The sequence below is a fragment of the Micromonospora sp. NBC_00860 genome (assembly GCF_045207375.1).
Taxonomy (GTDB): Bacteria; Actinomycetota; Actinomycetes; order Mycobacteriales; family Micromonosporaceae; genus Micromonospora; species Micromonospora vinacea.
In genome coordinates, this window is sequence record NZ_CP108825.1 from 1,093,267 (window position 1) to 1,110,395 (window position 17,129).

General features: G+C 65.7%; 11 protein-coding genes and 2 pseudogenes. 5 read left to right on the forward strand and 8 right to left on the reverse strand.

The features are described 5' to 3' along the window. Window positions 1–915: 915 nt before the first annotated feature. Window positions 916–2,034, forward strand: coding sequence for a hypothetical protein (locus OH804_RS04895; protein ID WP_406063081.1), 1,119 nt, complete (start codon window positions 916–918; stop codon window positions 2,032–2,034). 76 nt (window positions 2,035–2,110) lie between these two features. Continuing rightward, window positions 2,111–2,452, forward strand: a pseudogene (locus OH804_RS04900) (transposase); the annotation flags it as partial. Window positions 2,453–2,531: 79 nt separating this feature from the next. On the opposite strand, the pseudogene OH804_RS04905 reads toward OH804_RS04900, so the two are convergent. The 6 genes and pseudogenes from OH804_RS04905 to OH804_RS04930 all read right to left on the reverse strand — a co-directional run. Next, window positions 2,532–2,672 (reverse strand): annotated as a pseudogene (locus OH804_RS04905) (RNA 2'-phosphotransferase); the annotation flags it as partial. 60 nt (window positions 2,673–2,732) lie between these two features. Beyond that, complete coding sequence (locus OH804_RS04910) at window positions 2,733–2,945, reverse strand: hypothetical protein (RefSeq protein ID WP_406063083.1); 213 nt, start codon at window positions 2,943–2,945, stop codon at window positions 2,733–2,735. 209 nt (window positions 2,946–3,154) lie between these two features. Next, on the reverse strand, window positions 3,155–3,808 hold the full coding sequence (locus OH804_RS04915; protein ID WP_406063085.1) for a hypothetical protein: 654 nt from the start codon (window positions 3,806–3,808) through the stop codon (window positions 3,155–3,157). A gap of 15 nt (window positions 3,809–3,823) precedes the next feature. Beyond that, the gene (locus OH804_RS04920) at window positions 3,824–5,569 is read right to left on the reverse strand and encodes a hypothetical protein (protein ID WP_406063087.1); all 1,746 of its coding nucleotides are present in this window, start codon (window positions 5,567–5,569) and stop codon (window positions 3,824–3,826) included. A gap of 465 nt (window positions 5,570–6,034) precedes the next feature. Continuing rightward, the gene (locus tag OH804_RS04925; RefSeq protein ID WP_406063089.1) at window positions 6,035–7,558 is read right to left on the reverse strand and encodes a recombinase family protein; all 1,524 of its coding nucleotides are present in this window, start codon (window positions 7,556–7,558) and stop codon (window positions 6,035–6,037) included. Continuing rightward, window positions 7,555–7,821: a hypothetical protein gene (locus tag OH804_RS04930; RefSeq protein WP_406063091.1), complete on the reverse strand. Its 267-nt coding sequence runs from the start codon at window positions 7,819–7,821 to the stop codon at window positions 7,555–7,557. The genes OH804_RS04925 and OH804_RS04930 overlap by 4 nt, the downstream gene beginning before the upstream one ends. 974 nt (window positions 7,822–8,795) lie before the next feature. Here OH804_RS04930 and OH804_RS04935 point away from each other — a divergent pair. Next, complete coding sequence (locus OH804_RS04935; RefSeq protein ID WP_406063093.1) at window positions 8,796–9,254, forward strand: DUF6924 domain-containing protein; 459 nt, start codon at window positions 8,796–8,798, stop codon at window positions 9,252–9,254. Between the two features lie 265 nt (window positions 9,255–9,519). Here the strand turns inward: OH804_RS04935 and OH804_RS04940 are convergent, their stop codons facing one another. Beyond that, window positions 9,520–10,014 (reverse strand): hypothetical protein, encoded by a 495-nt coding sequence (locus OH804_RS04940; protein WP_406063095.1) that lies wholly within the window; start codon window positions 10,012–10,014, stop codon window positions 9,520–9,522. A 1,241-nt stretch (window positions 10,015–11,255) separates the two neighbouring features. On the opposite strand from OH804_RS04940, the gene OH804_RS04945 reads away from it, so the two are divergent. Beyond that, entirely contained in the window at window positions 11,256–11,840 is a 585-nt protein-coding gene (locus OH804_RS04945; protein ID WP_406066430.1) for an IS110 family transposase, read from the forward strand. A 22-nt stretch (window positions 11,841–11,862) separates the two neighbouring features. Continuing rightward, on the forward strand, window positions 11,863–12,291 hold the full coding sequence (locus OH804_RS04950; RefSeq protein WP_406063097.1) for a hypothetical protein: 429 nt from the start codon (window positions 11,863–11,865) through the stop codon (window positions 12,289–12,291). 386 nt (window positions 12,292–12,677) lie between these two features. On the opposite strand, the gene OH804_RS04955 is transcribed toward OH804_RS04950, so the two are convergent. After that, window positions 12,678–17,078 (reverse strand): LamG-like jellyroll fold domain-containing protein, encoded by a 4,401-nt coding sequence (locus OH804_RS04955; RefSeq protein ID WP_406063099.1) that lies wholly within the window; start codon window positions 17,076–17,078, stop codon window positions 12,678–12,680. Between the last annotated feature and the right edge of the window lie 51 nt (window positions 17,079–17,129).

Consider the following 17,129-nt stretch of genomic DNA (forward strand, 5'->3'; position numbering starts at 1 on the left):
GCGATCGTGGGTGGTCTCCCCGATCGGCCGATGCGGCTGCGGGAGCCAGCGCTGGTGCCCACCAGGGCCCCGGGCCGGCAGCTAATGATCGGCGGCCTGGTGCGAGCCCGGTTTGGGGGAGCAGGTTGGGAGCAATGGGCTGCCCTGAACGGCCCTGAACTGCGTCCAGCGGCATCGAACGGCGCTCAACTGCATCCACCCCTGCCTGCGGTTTCACGTTGCCGCAGGTCAGAGTCGGTGCGGCGTCCTGTTTCACACCGGAGTGCTCCGCGGTTCTGCATAGCGGTCGACAGCGCTCTATGTCGCCTGGCAGTGGAGTGTGCGCGGGTCACGGCGGTAAGGAGCCGTCAGGTGCTCCGGCCTTGCAACTGGGAGCAGGTTGGGTGCATGTTGGCGAAGTGGTCGGCGCGCCCGAAGTGCTCACCGATGTTGGACAGGGTGGCGGGCGTTGACCTGCGATGATGCGGACGATCGGTCCGGCGTGAGCTCCCAGAGAAGATCGAAGAGGTCAGCCTTCGCTGCTCCCGACCTGGCCGGTGCCGGCTGTCGTCGTGGAGTCCTCAGGCGCCCATTGAAGAGAGTCGGTCCCATCGACGTACCGCGCTTGGCCGTCCGTGCTGCTGTCGGTATGGATCCCGGAAGCCGAGACTCAAATCCCACCAGCAACCTTCTGACCAGGGCTTCTTGCTACGAGACCTCTTCGGCGGGCCCGAAGGCATCAGCACGAGCGGCTCACGCCTCAGGAGCGGGCTTCGTGCATACATAGCCGCTGTTCGCGAAGACGTGTGCTTATCTGCACCTGTGCGGGTGTCAACTACCGGCAAGGCGCTTGACGGGTGTTGCCGCTTGCTGAAGGGTGCGCGAGGGTGGGATCATCGCGGCCATGATCGAAAGAATCGAGTCCGCCGTCCGCCGGTGAGCGTGACGACCGAGCCTGAACTGCTCGGACCCCAGATTCCTCTGTTCGAGCACGCTCTGCGTCTCCATCAGCAACATCCCGACTGTGCTCTGCCTCGCGACGGTGAGCCGTATCCGGACGAAGACCGTCACCATTCGCGGCCGTCCACTCGACGTGTGAGGGATCGACGACTTTACGGAGCTGATGTCGCCGTCATCCTCGACAAGCACTTCAGCCAGCCTGACGCGCAGGCGAGTGAACTTGTCGACGCCTTCCGCGATGCCTACGTCCCGATCCATCGCAACGACCACATCGTTGCCGCGGCGCTGCGCGCGGATCGGCAGCGCATGCAGCAGACCGGCCGGTGGTTGGTGCGGCACAGCAACGAACGCAATGCCGCAACGGTCGGACTCGCGCTGCTGGCCGCCGGTTGGGCCGAGGAAGACATCCCGCTGATCCAAACCATCGGTCTACTGTCGAACCAGTTCGGGCCGTTAGCCGCAGACGCGTTGCAACGCCGCCGTGGAGGTGCAGAAGCACTGCAGTGGCTCGGCGAGCGTGTCGCTGGCTGGGGCCGGGTCTACATCGTTGAGGCGCTTTGTCGACAAGGCGCTGCCAGTTCCCGGCCATGGTTGCTGCGCCATGCCTGCGACGGCGACTACCTCAACGGCTACTTCGCCGGCAAGGTGGCGACCACAGCGCACCTGCACGAAGCGATCACTAGCACTGATGCCGACGACGAGCTGATCGATCACACCGGCCGGCTCCTGAGGACCATGGCGGACTGTGGTGGCATGGGTATGACTCTCGAGTACTACCCGTCGGCACCTGTCGTGCTGGCCGCGCATGCTGCTCACCTCGCCCAGCAGCCGCCGACCGCGAATCGGTACATGGATGCCGCGATGATCGCCAATTATCTGGTGGCCAAGGCTCCGAACCGATGTGGCTGCACTGCGGAGCAGCGGGACCGCATTGTGCAGCATTACCTCGCAGTACTCGACCAGCCGGATTGGCGCAACGCGGTCCGCGCAGGCTTCGGCCCGACCAGCAGCTTCTTCGCCTGGTTCGTCGACCACGTAGCAGCGCGGCTGCGTCTCGGCGCGTTGTCCGACGTGGCTGAAAGTGACGAGCGATGAACCCCGTCTCCCAATAGCGCTTGGTCGAAGCAGAAGGCTGTCCCTGACCGGTCCGGAGGGGCTGCTCCGGCAGTTGACCAAGATCTACACCGCCGTCAGCGCGAAGCTGCCAGGGCGGCGTTCGACGACCTGCCGGAGAAGTGGGGCGGGCGGTATCCGGCGGTGATCCGCCTGTGGGACAACGCTTGGGCGGATTCATCCCGTTCCTCGACTACGACGTGGAGATCCGCAAGGTCATCTGCTCCACGAAGGCGATCGAGTCGTTTACCCCCGCTCCCGGCGGGCGGTCAAAGCCCGCGGCCACTTCCCGAACAAGCTGGCCGCGATGAAGTGTCTGTATCTGGTGACCCGGTCCCTGGACCACACCGGAGCAGGCAAAACCCGATGGACGATGCGCTGGAGACCCGCATTGAGCGCCGCGCCGGATGTCTGGTGCCGCATCCCGTTCGAGGCCGCCCGCACCCCGCCGGAAACAGCGGCGCGGGCCGGGCCAGGGCTCAGGCGAGCAGATAGCTGGCAGGGACCGCGTTGGTGAGCCAGACGCCGTTGGCGCTGCGGTGGAACACGTGCCCGTCGGCGGCCATCGTCGCCGCGTTGATGGTGAGGATCACGACCCGACCGGCCCGTCGGGCGCCGACCCGGTGGGCGGTCTCGGTGTCGGGCCCCGCCGCGGAGTAACCGCGAAAGCGGACGGGCGATCAGTTCCAGGGATCGGCGTTCGGATTCTCGCCGAGTAGCCACGCACTCTCCAGGCACAAGTCTTCGCCGAACAGTTGGTTGCCGTGGGAGTTGGTGCCCCACGCGTCGTCGGCGCAGGCAGCGATGGCCCGCCATGTATAGCCTTCAGTTCGCCATTGCCTCACTTGGCGCGCGATGTCCTTGGTCAGGGTCAGCCCCCACGCCTCCAGCACGTTGCCAATCTAGGCTGGGCGTCCTGACGTAGCCGCCGGTGCGTCCGGATCTGCCGCTGAACATGCGCGACCCCTGCCAGCTATAGATGGTCGCGGTATGGAGAGCAACGACGGCCGAGGGGAGTAGGGCTCTCTGCTCGGTGACCTCTTCGGCGGACCCTAAGGTGCCAGCGTTGGCGCCCTCCGCAGCGGTGTAGGGCGGCGTCCGCTCATGCCGTTGAGAGTGCGGCCGCCGTCACTAACGCGTTGCGCGCAAGGGCTTCGCGGGCACCGTCCGGGCCGAGGGCAATCACCGCGCGAACGCGTTCGAGGATCTCATCCTCCCAGGCGACCGGGTGCGGGCGAGAACGGTTCAGTTCGCCGGCCTCCTCAGCCAGCGCTGCTGCGGCCAGCGCCGCGTCCCAGTCACCGCGGATCACCTGCAGGTAGGCGATTTCCTCGGACGCAACCATGTCGGGGTCGGTCAGGCCACGTTCCGCGTCCCGGGCTTCCCACTCTCGCCGGTACGCGAGGAAGCCCTCCACATCTCCGTAACGGTCCAGAAACGGAACGCCCTCCCTTAGAATAACGTCCCGGATGCCGGCCATCACCGGTTCGTAGCCGGCCAGGGTGTCCGGCTCAGGGAACACCCCGTGTAGCCGCCGGGCGCACGTGTAGCTGTCGGCGACCGGCACCGCGAGCAACCAGACGACTACCTCCATCTGGAAGTTGGGCCGTCGGTGCCGTGGTGGTAGCGGTTGCACCGTCTGTGCGGTCCAGCCGACCGACCCCCGCACCAACCGGCCCTCCACAGCGCGCCAGCCGTCACCCAGAGCGGGTAGTAGATACGTGTCGACGGCCTTCTCCCACCTGCCGACATCCACGTGCTCATCCCCTTCTCAGCATCGAACCGTGATCGCCACAACGTCTCTATATCTTGCCGGGAGCTGGTTCTGCAGGTCCCCGTACCACTTGGTCTCGAGTCCTTTGGCGCCGGTCTTCAGGTCGAGGAAGAGTTCCGGTTCCACTTCGTCCACGCCGAGCACGACATCCGGCGCCTTAGTACCCTTCTCCCAGCCCTCCCGCCCGGTGACCGGGTTTTTCCACTTGCCAGCGAGACGACCGCCGCGGTAGCCGACTTCCGCGAACAGGTTGGCCGAGGCCGGTTCCGCACCGACGAGTTCCGCGAGTCGTTTATGCACCCGGTCGCCCCAGTGCTGCGGTGACTCCCCGGGCCAGCGCTGCACGTCTTTGCAGGCCTGCTTCGCGAGCTGTTCGACACGGGTCTTCGCCTGCTGCTGACGGGTGTTCAGGGTCGGCGGATTCGCGCCGGTCGGCAGGTACTCGTGGGGTTTGTCCGCCGGCTTGACGCCCAACGCGCCGTTGCGCTTGATCTCGTCAGCGAGGTCCGCGGCCATCTTCTTGGCGTCCGCCGTGGTGATCGCACGGGCGATCGCCGTGTACGCGGCGTACACCTGGTAGGTCTTGGGTCTTCGGGACGGCGGAATGTAGTAAGACGCGCGGCACTTGATCGTGGCGGTGTCCTTCGGCTTCATAGTCAGGATTTGTGGTTGCGGGCAGGTATGCACCGGCTTGCCGCTCAACGTCATGGTGATGCTGACCTCGACGGTAACTTGCTTACCGACCGTCACGTACTTCGATGCCGACGTCACCCTGCTACGGAGATTCAGGTTCGCGGTGCAGCCGCTGGTGTTGCAGGGGCTGAGGGTCACCTTGCCGGTGAGCGACACCTGGACGATGCTGTCAAGGGACCGGGCCAGGACGCCCATCTGGCGTTGCACCTCGTCGAACAGCAGCTGCCGCTGGTCGTCGGTGAGGACCTGCAACTTCGCGCGCAACTCGACGGCGCTGACTCGGTGCGCGATCGTCTGGAAGCCGTTTCCTCCGTCGGCCACCCGGGCGGTGCTCACGCCCAGCAGCTGTTTCGGTTCGATCGTGCTGATCAGGTACGTGACACCGTTGAGGATCACCGCTCGTGCCTCAACGCCGTCCACCGAGGTGACCACGCCGAGTTCTAGCGACTCATCCTGTTGCGGGTAGCCGTCCTCCTCGATGCTCGGCACCATGCCGGTGGCGAGCAGAGCGGGCGCCAGGACGTCGCCGAAGTCGAATCCGAAGAGGTCGCCGGCTACCCGCACCCACCGGTTGGCAAAGGCGTTTTCGCGCCCGTCGGTGAGTCCGGCCTCGCGCCAGAACGCGGCGCCGACCTGGAGGAATGTTCGATCGCTCAGGTCCAGGATTTCGGCGGTCTGGCCTCCGATGGTCAGCTTGCCTCGCACCGTGCCTTCATTGGTGACCTGGACGTCCATGCTGATGCGGTCGCCGTCTGGTCCGGTGAACGATCCTCGGTAGCGGACCGCTGGCGTGGTGAGCAGCTGCTCAGCCGCCTGCCTCAGCTCCTGATCGGCGGTGTTCGCCGCCGCCTGCGCCTCAGTGGCTCGCTCCTCCTTGTCACCGGGCTTGCCGGTGAAACGGGGCACCATGATGAGCGCGCTGGTCACGCAGATCAGCAGAAAGGCCAGGGCCAGGCCACCGAACAGCAGCCCGAGCCGTCGCGGCCGTGTCTGTGCCTGCGGCGAAGGCGGTGGGGGCGGAGGAAATTGCGGCGGCGTTGGGAAGCTCATGGCCTCGGCCCCCGATCCATTGACGGTGAATAGGCCTTTGCCAAGGTATATGGTTCCGCAAGCCCGCATGTGCCACTGCGCTGGCGACTGGCAAGCAAGATCGAGTTCCCTCTTCTGCCGCTGACAAGGGGCGGCCATCGGGGGCGTGCTCCCCGATCGACCGATGCGGCCGCGGGAGCCAGCGCTGGCGCCATCCAAGGCGCTGACCGGCAGCTCAGGCGGTCGTGCGGTTCCGCCGTGCCGGACCAGGAGTTAGTCCCGTCGGCTGAGTCACCGATCCCACCCGCGAGGCGGTGGACAGCGCATCGTCTGTGGTGACATCCTCGGCGGGCCCGAAGAGGTCAGCATCGCAGCTAAGCCTGCGCGAGCTTCAGAGTCGCGCTGAGCGTTATCGGTTGTGGGGTAATGGTTCGTGTCGCCCCTCGGACACGAACCATAGGCCCACGGTGCGCGCTGAGATCGGTTTCAGCGTGCACCGTTTGCGCTTCCGGGTGGTACGTCAGCCGCAGACCGAGCTGACGGTAGACCTCGGCTTTGTCCGCAGGGTCCGCATCGCGGAGCACGGTGACGATGTTCCCGAGGGCGTGAACAGTTGCTGACGATCGAGGGGTCGGCTCCGGCGTCCAGAGCCGCCCGGTAGCGCTGAAGTTTCGCGTCGCACTCGGTGATGGTCGCGCGGGCGGCGGTGATGGCGGGGGATGGGTGGTCGCCCAGCTGGGCGTCTCCCATCGCGGTGATCGTGTTCTCGATCTGGTCGGGGTGGAACGCGGTAGCGAGCCAGGTGTCGAGTGGATCGGTGAGGGTCTCCTCGCGCAGGTAGACGTTGCGGGGATGGTCGACGTCGTTGGCGAGGGCGTATTCCTGGGGGAAGCGGCAGCGGTAGTAGGCGGCGCCGTGGTTGTACTGGCCCTGCATGCGCCGGTTGCAGGCGGCGCAGTAGATCAGGCCGCGGAAGACGTACGGGTTGCGGGCGCGGCGTTGTCTTTGCGGGATGTCCAGGCCCAACCGGTGTCGTGCGAGCAGTGTCTGCGCCTGTTCGAAGGCGGCCTCATCGATGATCGGTGGGTGGGTGATCTCTTTGGAGATGACCCACTTGTCCCGCGGGTTCCAGCGCATGACACCGGTGTGACCGAGCGCGACGTCGTCGACGTCGAGAAGGACCTCGTCGGTGCGTTGCTTGTTCCAGACCTGCCGGCCGGTGTACCGGGGGTTGGTGAGGATGACGCGGACGGCGCTCTTGGACCAGGCGATGCCGCTGCGGTGGGGGTTACGGGCCCGGTCGTGTGCGGAGGGGCAGGGCACGTGGTTACTGGTGAGTGCTTCGGCGATGGCGTAGGGGCCGCTGCCGCTGAGGAACTCGTGGAAGATCTGGCGGACGATCGGGGCGGTCCGCGGGTCGGGGGTGAGGCCGCGTAGGTGTTTGCCGTCGGCTGCCTTCGCCGGGTTGGGGTGGGGGCCGAGGTCCTGCAGGGTGTAGCCGTATGGGGGACGCCCGCCGAGGTAGCGGCCTTCGAGCAGGGTCTGAGCGGCCATGGCGGTACGGACGCGCAGCTTGATGCGGTTGCGTTCACCTTTGGTCATGCCGCCGAAGACGGACATGACCAGTTCGTGGGCTTCGTTGCCCGGGTCGATCGGACCGCCGACCTCCGGTACCCACAGTTCGACGCCGTAGTGGGCGAACAGCGGCACGGTGAGACCGAACTGGTTGCCGTAGAACGCGCGGTGGGGTTCTCCGACGACGACGGCGGAAAATCCGCGTCTGGGGTCGCGGAGCGCGGCGAGAAGTCGGCTGGCGTGCGGGCGGCGCTGCCACGGCAGCGAACGGCTCTGGCCGATGTCGAAGTACTCGGCGGTGATCTGGCCGCCGTGGGGCTGGATGAGGGTTGTCGCCCGACTGAGTTGCCAGCTGCGGGAGGACTCGGGGTCTTGGTTGTCCTCGGTCGACACGCGGCCGTAGAACGCGAAGGGTTTCGGTTGAGGGGCGGTCATCGGTTCTCCTGGTTCGAGTTGTCGGTGCGGCGGTCGTTCACGTGTCTGAGTAGCTTCAGGAGGGCGGCAGCGGCGCCGGGGTGCAGCTCGGGTGGCTGCCCGGGTATCACCACGCTGGTAACGCCGGGCGGTGCGCTGCCGTCGATGGTCCCGACCGTCCATGAACCGTTGTCTTCGCTGGGCTGGTCAAGTCGCTCGTCGGCCGGCGCGGTCGAACCCGGCTCTTTGTGATGTTCAGATTGGTGGTCGGGCGGCAGTGTCATGCGCCTCCGTCCCGCGGTCGCCCCGGCCGGGACGCGCGGCGGTGGGCGTGTGCCGTTCGCTCCTTTGCCTCCGTCATTTCGCGGTGAGAGGGGGCGGCTTGAAGGGCGATGCCAGCATCGGCCGTGTGGTTGGGCGGGATCGTGGCGCTGTAGCTCGTAACGCTGGTCACTCGTGTCGTGGCAGATGAGTGGGTTGTCATGGGAGACGTCCTTCGGGTTGGTCGGTGCCGGTTGCTCCGGCGGGCATGAAGAAGCGGCCGGTGCCGTCAGGCACCGGCCGCTCGCTGAGCAGCGGGGGCATTACGTCTCTGCGGTCGTCAGGTTGGTTGGCGGCGGCCGTTGAGGTGGGGGCAAGCGCATGATGGCGCGGCTTGCCGCGCGCCCGGGTGGGCCAACTTGCTGGGAAGACCACTCTGTTCACACCGGAGTGCTCTGCGGTTCTGCATAGCGGTCGACGGTTCTCTATGTCGCCTGGTGGGGGAGTGTGCACAGGTCAAGGCGTAAGGAGCCCTTGGTTGCGCTGGCCTTGCAACTGGGAGCAGATTGGGTGCAGGTTGGCGAAGAGGTCTCCGCGCCCGAAGTGCTCACCGTTGCCGGATAGAGACGAGCGGCCTTGGCCTGCAGTGATGGAGGTCGACTGGTGTGGCGCGACCTCCCAGTAGAGGTCGAAGTGGTCAGGCGTGTTGTTCACGTATGGCTGGCGTCGGCCGGTGTCTCGGGTCGCCTAACGCTACGCCTGTGGGTCTGCTGTAGATCGATGTGGAGCATTGCGGCGAGCCTGCTGGAGTCCGTCACGGTTCCGTCATCTGAGACGCCGATCCCACGGGCAGCGCGGTGACCAGGCCCTTCAGTCTGGAGACCTCTTCGGCGGCATCGAAGATATCAGCCATGGTGCTCCCGGCCGTCACTTGGGCGACGTCCGCTCATGTCGATGAGAGTGCGTTCGATGCTGCCGGTGGCCTATCCTCCCGTGCGTGGATGAGCGCATGTGGCACCAGAGTTCCGACGTATCCCTTGTCATCCGTACCGATTTTGCCCATCCGCAGGAATGGGCAGCGATTCAGGCGGCGATCGCTGAACCCCAAACAGAAGACGGGTTCACCGCTTTCGCTGCATTCGTCGATGATCGTGCCTTCGAGGGGATCACGCCGTCGCAGCTCCTGGAGGTGGTGCCCGCGGATTTCAATCATGCCGTTGCCTTCCTCGTCGACACGAAGGCGCTGACCCACCCTGATCGGCCGATCCTGGTAGTCAACCTCTACGACTACGTGGAAGATCTAGAGGACCAGGGCAAGGGGCCGCAGTACGGTGCCACGTTCCGAGTCCTGCCGTCCGAGATGTGGTCGGTTCAGAACAACCTCACGATTTCGAACATGGACTGGGAAGAGTTTGCCGACAATGCGAACGGCGAAGGCATCTTCCGCGGCTTCTAGTAACACGCAACCTGATGCGAACATCTGCCGCCGGCATGGCGCATTAGCCGTCCGTACACTCCCACGGCCAGTGCGGCACCGAGGTCGCCCGCCGAATCAGCAGGCGATGATCGTGGCTGCAGACCCGGCCGCCAGCGCCGTGGTCGGCGTGACTCACCATGATTGCTGGACGAGTCAGCTGACGGACCTACCCGAGCAGCGCCGCCGCTGCGGATGCCCCGCCGATAGCGTGGGCGGCAGCCGGTTCGGGTGGGCACACGTCCTGCTACTTGAGGATCGAGGGCTTCACCGCGGTGATGATCAGGACAGCGGCGGCGGCAAGGCCGAAGACAGACAGGCCCGCCATCCACACCTGGAACCCCTTAAAGCGTGCTAGGAGGCCGCTTCCTTGCTCTCGGTTGCGGTGTGCGGCCCAGGCGTGGCCATGCCAGGCTCGCCCGAAACGGGCAAGTTCGTAGTCCTCGATCCAGTGAGCATCTGTATGTTCGGCCTGCCGGTGGCGTGACATCAGGTGCATCGACAGAATGGTCATGACGATGGACAGCGTCGAAGCCACGATCCGCGCCATGCGGCTGCTGTCCGCCCCCAACGCGATCGTGAACAGGAAGGCTTGACCGGTCAGACTGAGAGTCGGGACCTGCCACAGCATGTTGTCCCATTGCAGGCGTCGAGCGGCAATCGCCGAATACATCACGGCGTCGTCGGGCTGAGCCGGAGCGTGGTGAGTCTCTCTTGCTGCGGGTAGATCGGCGGCTGTCACCCTTGCAGAGTGCCATCGCCATGCAAAGGGGTATGCACGCACTTCTGCAGCTTCGCGTGGGCGTAAGTAGACGAAGAGCGGTCACTCGGTGTTCGGCGCCCCTGCTGTAGGGCATCCTCCGCCAACGTGAAGTGGCTGGGTGAGTCGGCGACCATCTGACACGAGCGGTAGGGCTCAGGACTTGGTTGCCACCCGGACGACGCTTGCTCCGCTCACGGTTCCCCCACCCTGACGTACGGAAGTGATCAGGTTGTAGTAACCGGACAGGGCATCCGTGCCGATTGAGATGACGCTGACTGGCCGTTCGTCTGCCGCCCCGGATGGCCGCACCAGCGGAGCCTCGAAGGTCACCTCTCCCGAGGCGGGCTGAGCTTTGCCCCTCGAGGCGTTCTTCAGGTCGCCGACACTTGAATAGGGGCCGGTCAGACGAGCGGCGAGCTCAACCTGTGAGGGCCTTGCGGCGGGGTCAGTCCCCAGTTCGACGGTCCAGTGAACCGCCACGTGGTGACCAGGCTCGTAGATCGTGTCGACGTCCGTGCTATTGCAACACGTGTACGTCGTCGGAATGCTTGCCGTGGTTGTGGACGGCTCAGGGCCACAGCCCGATAGGACCGGTGAGACCAGGCAGGCAACAACCATCAGCCGCCACGCTCTCATGTGCATGATCGTAGCTCCAAGAACTCAACAGGCTCCCGTGCATCGTGTCTCCCAAGGTCTACAGCAGTCCCCAGCATGACTGCACTGCAAGACTGGCAAGCGTCGATTGAACGAGCGGATTCGCTCCGGAGTGCTCGCTCTCCAGAGGAGAGCCAGGTTTCCTACGTGCTCGGCATGTACGTGCTGGACGGGCTGAACGGACCACCCGTCGCCCGGGTCATTCGGCAGGTCGACCCGGGTCTGACCAGACTATTCCAGACCTCGATGGCCGCGGTGAGGTGCACCCAAGTACGGACCAGCTCTACCGGCCGGCGTCGCAGGGCAGCGGCCTGCCTCGGGCACCGCGACCAGCGCGGATCGGCTTACCCTTACCGTCCGAGCCGACGTTCGCCGCCAGCGCGGTGCCGAGAGTCCATGGGTGACTGCTGGAGGTGTTTGCTTGGCACCGCGCGGCGGCGGTCGCCCTCGGGCAGATGGCCGCCGAGATCCTCGCCATCAAGCACCGCATTTATGGCGTCGATGACCTCATCGCCGAACACCTCGATCAACACCCACTTGCACCGATCGTGAGCAGCCTGCCCGGCATGGGCACCCTGCTCACCGCCGAACTCCTCGTCCACACCGCCGGCATGACCGAATACCCGACCGCTGCGAAACTTGCCGCCCACGCCGGCCTGGCGCCTGTCAGCCGCGACTCCGGTGCCATATCTGGCAACCACCGCGGGCCCCGCCGATACCACCGAAAGCTGCGCCACATCCTTTGGATGGCCACGTTCACCGCCATCAGGCAATGCCCGACATCCCGCGCCTACTGCGACAAGAAACGCGCCGAAGGCAAGCAGCGCCGCCAAGCCAGATCGCCCTCGCCCGACGACACGTCGACGTGCTCTTCGCGCTCGTTCGCGACGGCACGACCTCACCCAACCCGCCCCACCCGCCAGCACCCCAGACTGACCGGCAACCTCCACCGACGACGCCTTGACCGCGCCGGCCGGCAGCATCCTGACCTGCAAGATCAGCCAGATTCGCATCGGGGCCCCATGTGCCTCTGCGGCCCCGTGTTGACCGCTCATCGGGCACGCAATCAGGCAAGGCCGGGCACCCGCGCCAATCGCCGCCGGCTTGCCAGAGGCCTGCGCGTATGGGGTGGTAGCTTACGGCTCCCTTGATCAGGAGAAGTGAGACCCAAGAATGCATGACTCCCAGGCCGCCCTCGGTCCCTCTACTGGCTCGAAATCTCGGCGCCGGTGGATCGGCCTGGCGGCGGCGTCGGTTGTTCTGCTCGCTCTGGTGGGTGGCGCCGCGATGTACTGGCAGCTAGCCGACCCTGGGGATGAAGACCCGGGGGTGACGGGATGCCGGTCGGCGGGGATGTTGTTACGCGCCGAGGACGGGCAGGTCGCGCCCGCTGACGAGCTGCGGCGAATCGGTGAGCTGTTCGAACGCTCGACTCACGAGGACCTGAAGACTGCGGGCGTGACAGCGGTGGGAATGGTGCAGCGTGTGCAAGACCCCCGCAATACGGGTCCGGGAGGGGACTTCCTGCGTGCCCGGTTACGTCAAGCCATTCCGGCGATGATCGCTGCCTGCGGGAACCACCAGGTCACCGTCAAGGCATAGCGCGGGCGTCCACGACGGCGCTTGCCTTCGCCTGTGGCACTCACTATCGCTCAGTCGTTAGCTTCGCCGAGCGGGACACCCAGAAAAGATCGGAGCGCCAGGGCTCGTTGTCGAGGAGGCGTTCGGCGGCGGTCGCTCTGCTTGGCCCGAGGGACGGACGTGGCCGCTCGTGCGGCGGGGCAGGAGCCGTCGAATCGGTATCAATCGCATCCGAGCGGTGACGCAGGTCCGAGTGCAGGGCCCGGGGCAAGCATCAATCAGGAAGAACAGCGGGATTTCGCGGGGTCCTTCTCGCGACGCGAGTGGCGTTATGCCTCTGCGCTCACTCGTTGTTCTGGACCTGGGGTGGGGCCGGGCACCACGGTGCCCGGCCCCACCCCAGCGGTTCACCAGCCGCTAGAGATCTGTGCGCGGGTGCCCAGCAGACCGTTGGCGGCACCGGGGTACATCCAGAGGATCCCGGTCGAGTTCTCTCTGGCGATGACGTCCGGTTTGCCGTCGCGGTTGAAGTCGGTGAGCCCGAATGAGGTGTAGCCACCCCAGCCGATCCCCGCCTGCGATACCGCGCCCGCCGGGAAGTCGTAGAGCCGCAGGATGCCGGTGCTCGTCAGTCGGGTGTATACGTCCGGTGTGGTGTCACCGACGACGTTGGCGATGCCGAACGGTGTGAAGTCGGTCGTCCATCCTTCGCCGATCGCCAGCCTGGTCGCCTTGCCGCCCTTCAGGTCTCCGGGGTAGTTGTACATGTCCGTGGAGGTCGCGGTGATGACGTCCTGGTATCCGTCTCTGTTCCAGTCGACGACACCGAAGGGGCGGTAGCTACACCATCCGCTGCCGAGGAAGGTGGGCGTCGGGCTCAGGTCGTCTGCTGTGCCGAGGAAGACTTGAAGGTTGCAGGAGATGTTGTCCCGAACCACTAGGTCTTGGTATCCGTCATGGTCCATATCCGCGATGCCGAACGAGGTGAACTGGTTCCATCCTGTCGATACAAGGCGGGGGGTGGGGTTCATCTGGGCGTTCTGCTTGCGGTACTTCCACAAGTTGCCGGCGGGGTCGGCGGCATAGACGTCGGTCTCGGTCGTTCCGGTGCCGGGAGGCGTCCAGGTGGTCGCACTGAACGGCGTGAGAGAACCAAGCCTGGTGGTGTTGCTCACCCCTACCTGCGTCGGCGTGAGCGCGCGTTTCCACACCTGGAGGTTGCTGATCTTCCCGGCGTAAAACGCGGTAGGTGCGGCTTGGTACTTGTACCGGCCGACGACGAACTTGCCGGTGCTCGGCCAGGTCGGGGTCGCGGTGAACTGGGCGCTGCCCTTTACCACTCCGTTGACGATGAGCGTGAGCATCCGGGTCTCAGCGTTGTAGGTGGCGACCAGGTGCGTCCAGACACCCAATGCCGTGCCGGCCGGGGTGACGACCTGCGTGTAGGACCAACCGCTGTCGGCGTTGCCCATGCCGAAGCGCCAGGTGTTGTCACTCTCGTTGTTCCACAGAAGGAAGCGTGAGGCGTTCGCTCCGTCTTCGGAGGCGATGACTCCTCCGGCCGTGGTGGGCTTGACCCAGGCCGAGATGCTGAACGATTTCGTCGTGTCGATCAATAGTTCGCTTCGTGACAGCTCACCTTTGAGACCGGTGTTCGGGGCCGCTGTTGCGGGGTCCATGTTCAGCATGAGGCTTGGGCTGAACATGTCGCCGCTGCGCCATTGCACCCCACTGGCGGTGGCGGTGAGGGTCTTGCCTCCGGTGGAGTCAATGGCGGATGCGGCGGCGCCGTCACTGCCGTTGGCGGTGCCGTCGTTGAGGAGCCAGGTGTGTTGTGAGGTGATCAGGGACTGGGCCGGCTGCGCCTCGATGGGGTTGGGGTTGGTCGTCGCGCCCACGAGCCAGGATGTGGCGGTTCCACTGGCGCCGATGGCCCAGAGGTCCGGGTTGGTGTCGCCGTCGATGTTGGCGGCCCGCAGGGTCAGGGTCGCCGCCTTGTTCCAGTTCGCGGTAGCGAGGGTGCGGGTGCTGTGGGTGAGTTGGGCGGTGTCGAAGTCGAAGTTGAGGTTGGTCCAGAGGTGCAACGCGCCGGTGGCGCGGTTCCAGAGAAACATGGCGGTGCCGGTGGCGGTTTGGGCGGTGGCGAGGGTCCAGTTGTTCCAGTCGGTGCCACCGGTAGGGGTCAGCGCGGTGGTACGGGTGGCTTGTTGGTATCCGCCGGGATACCCGGTGGGGTAGTAGGTGAGGTAGTAACCGCTGGTGCTGTTGCCGCTGGTGCCGATGAGGTCCGGATAGGGGGAGTCGACGTGGCGGGTGTCGCCCGCGTTGACGATCTGGATGGGCGACGTACCGGCTTCGTCGAGGAGTGACTCGCGTTGGATCAGGGCTTGTTGGTCGCCGCCTCCCTCCGGCTGAATCACGGAGCCGTCACCGTTGGCGTGCAGCATGACCCCGTTACCTGCAGTGGGGTGGTAGACCAGAATGTCCTGCAGACCGGTGCCGAAGAAATGACCGGAGAGCACCTGGGAGCCGTCGTAGTTGGCGGCGGTGCTTTCAGTGGCGACGCCGGTGCCCTCTACGCCGATGTTGGTGATGTTCGGGTTGACGCCGAGCCCTCCGTTGTTCTCGGCGAGCCAGAGACCTGACGACAGGTTGTTGGTCGCTCCTGGGGTAATCAGGTCCGCCTTGCCGTCGCCGGTCATGTCGCCGTCGGGGGCGGACGCGGCCGGGTCGGCATTGAACATTTTCAGCGCCGTGTCGCCGGCGTTGCCGCCAGCGGAGATGCCGGTAACGACGAGGGTGTTGGTGTATCGGGTGGGCTTAAGCGTGATTGAGGCGTTGCCGGCCGACGCGGCGATGATGATTGGTGGGGCGCTGTTCAGTTGGTAGCTGTAGCTGGTGGGGGTGCTGCCGCCGCTCGGCGCGGTGACGGCGAAGGTGACTGGTTGGCCGACGACGATAGGAGCGTCGGGGGAAGCCAGTTCGACCTCGGGCTTGCCCGTACGAGTGGGGTCGAAAATGAACTTGCAGGTGACCGACCAATCGCTGGGAGTACGGAAGTCGGTGGCCTGGACCCTCCAGGAAAAGCTGGTCACCGTGCCCGTGCCGGGACCGGTGTAGCCCGCGTACTTACGCAACTCACTCTGCGGAACGACGAGGACGGGGGTACTGCCGGAAGAGGCGGTGAGCTTGTTGGGGTCTGATGTGGCGACGCTCGCCCCGTCGCTGGTCCGGGTGACCTTGAAGCTGACGCCGAGAACGCCACCGTTGCGGTCGGAGACCGGCGCGTACAGCGACACCGAGGAGTCGCCGACCACCGTTGGTGTTGCCGCGGTGCATGAGGTTGTCGGGGAGGTCTTCAGGCCGGTTGGCGTGTTGGGCTTGTGGTTGTAGAGGATCTCCAGCGTGGGACTGTTTTCCTGGAACTCTTTCCAGCTCTGCACATCGCTGGCCTCGCTGGCGGCCTTCATCCAGAGGGTTCTGGTTCCCCTCTTGTCCGCCACGTCTCTCTCTACCTGTGCTTTGACATCGAAGGAGACCGGTAGGGCCGCGCATCCGCTGTATCCGTAGGCGAAGCTCTTGCTGGCAGCGAGCGGGCCGTTGCTTTGGTCGTCCCAGAAGTTCCAGGTCGCGTTTCCCGCGCTGAGCGTCGTGGCAGGGGCGTAGACGTTGACCGTCTTCGCCGTGCAGCTCCACGACCGAGTGTTCGTGATCTTGAAAGTCGCGGAGCTGATTTCGGCATTGGCGAGGGTGGCGTGCGGGATGGAGAAGTTGATGAGTGTGTTGGAGCGTTGCTCTCCGGAGTTGCCGACCTGCATCCGGTTGTACGGATCGGGCGTGTTCATCCAGTAGTTCGATGATGGGTGCTGGTAGGAGATGCTGGCCCACCCGCCCCGGCCAGATCCCGTGGGTGTCCAGTTGAACGTGGGGTCGATATAGACGGGGTAGACCGTCTTCGTATCGGTGAGAAGCTTCCGGTCCGGGGTGAGTTCGAGTCTTCCGGTGCTGATCTTCACCTTGATCGGAGCAGTTCGGGCGCTGCGTCCCGCGGTGGTGGGGGACGAGGTCGCCGCGCCGCGGGCGGCGGTGCCACCGGTCGCGTCGGTGGAGGAGTCCCACATGATCGGGGCGGGGGCGGTGATGACAGCTATGCCGGATCGGTCTCGACCCGCGATGTTGCCGTCCGCGTCGGCGGAGAGGGCGAACCCGGTGGCCTCGGTGCTCATGGCAAGAGTGGTGAGCTGCGGGTTTGCCGCCGCCTCCGGGGTATGCACCACAAAGACGTGGGAGAAGGCGCCGTCTTGGCCCACGGTGACGTTCAGGTCGACGTCGGGAAGCACGCCCGGGTAGGTAGCCGTGGCCCCGGACAGGGTGGGAGTGGGAAGTGGGAGCGGCGCGCCAAAGGTCAGCGCGCGGTCACCGGAAATCATCTCCGCCAGAGGTTCGGTGCCCCCTGGGGACAGACGGACCTCGTTGGTGGTCAGCGTGGAGGTGATGCTGCCGTCGGCGTGCCGAACCAGCGTCGGATTCAGTGCCTCCCACTTGCCGCCGACCCAGCTTCGGGTCGGCCCGGCGGACTGGGTCAGCTGGATTTGACCATCAGGCCGAGCGGTGACGACGGACGTCGACGTGCCAGACGCAGTTGCCTCGACTGGCTGGCCGGTGCGCCGAGCCTCGGCAACCGCCTGATCAATGCCCAGCGACGGGGGAGCGGAGCGTTGCGGCGACTGGGCGCTCGCTGGCTTGGCCACGGCGGGTTCCGGACTGTGCCAGTTGACGGCGGCGGTGAGGAGCAGGCTTGCCGCCACCGCGGACGCTGTTACTCGCGTCCGATGTAGAGGACGGTTTCCGGGCATGAA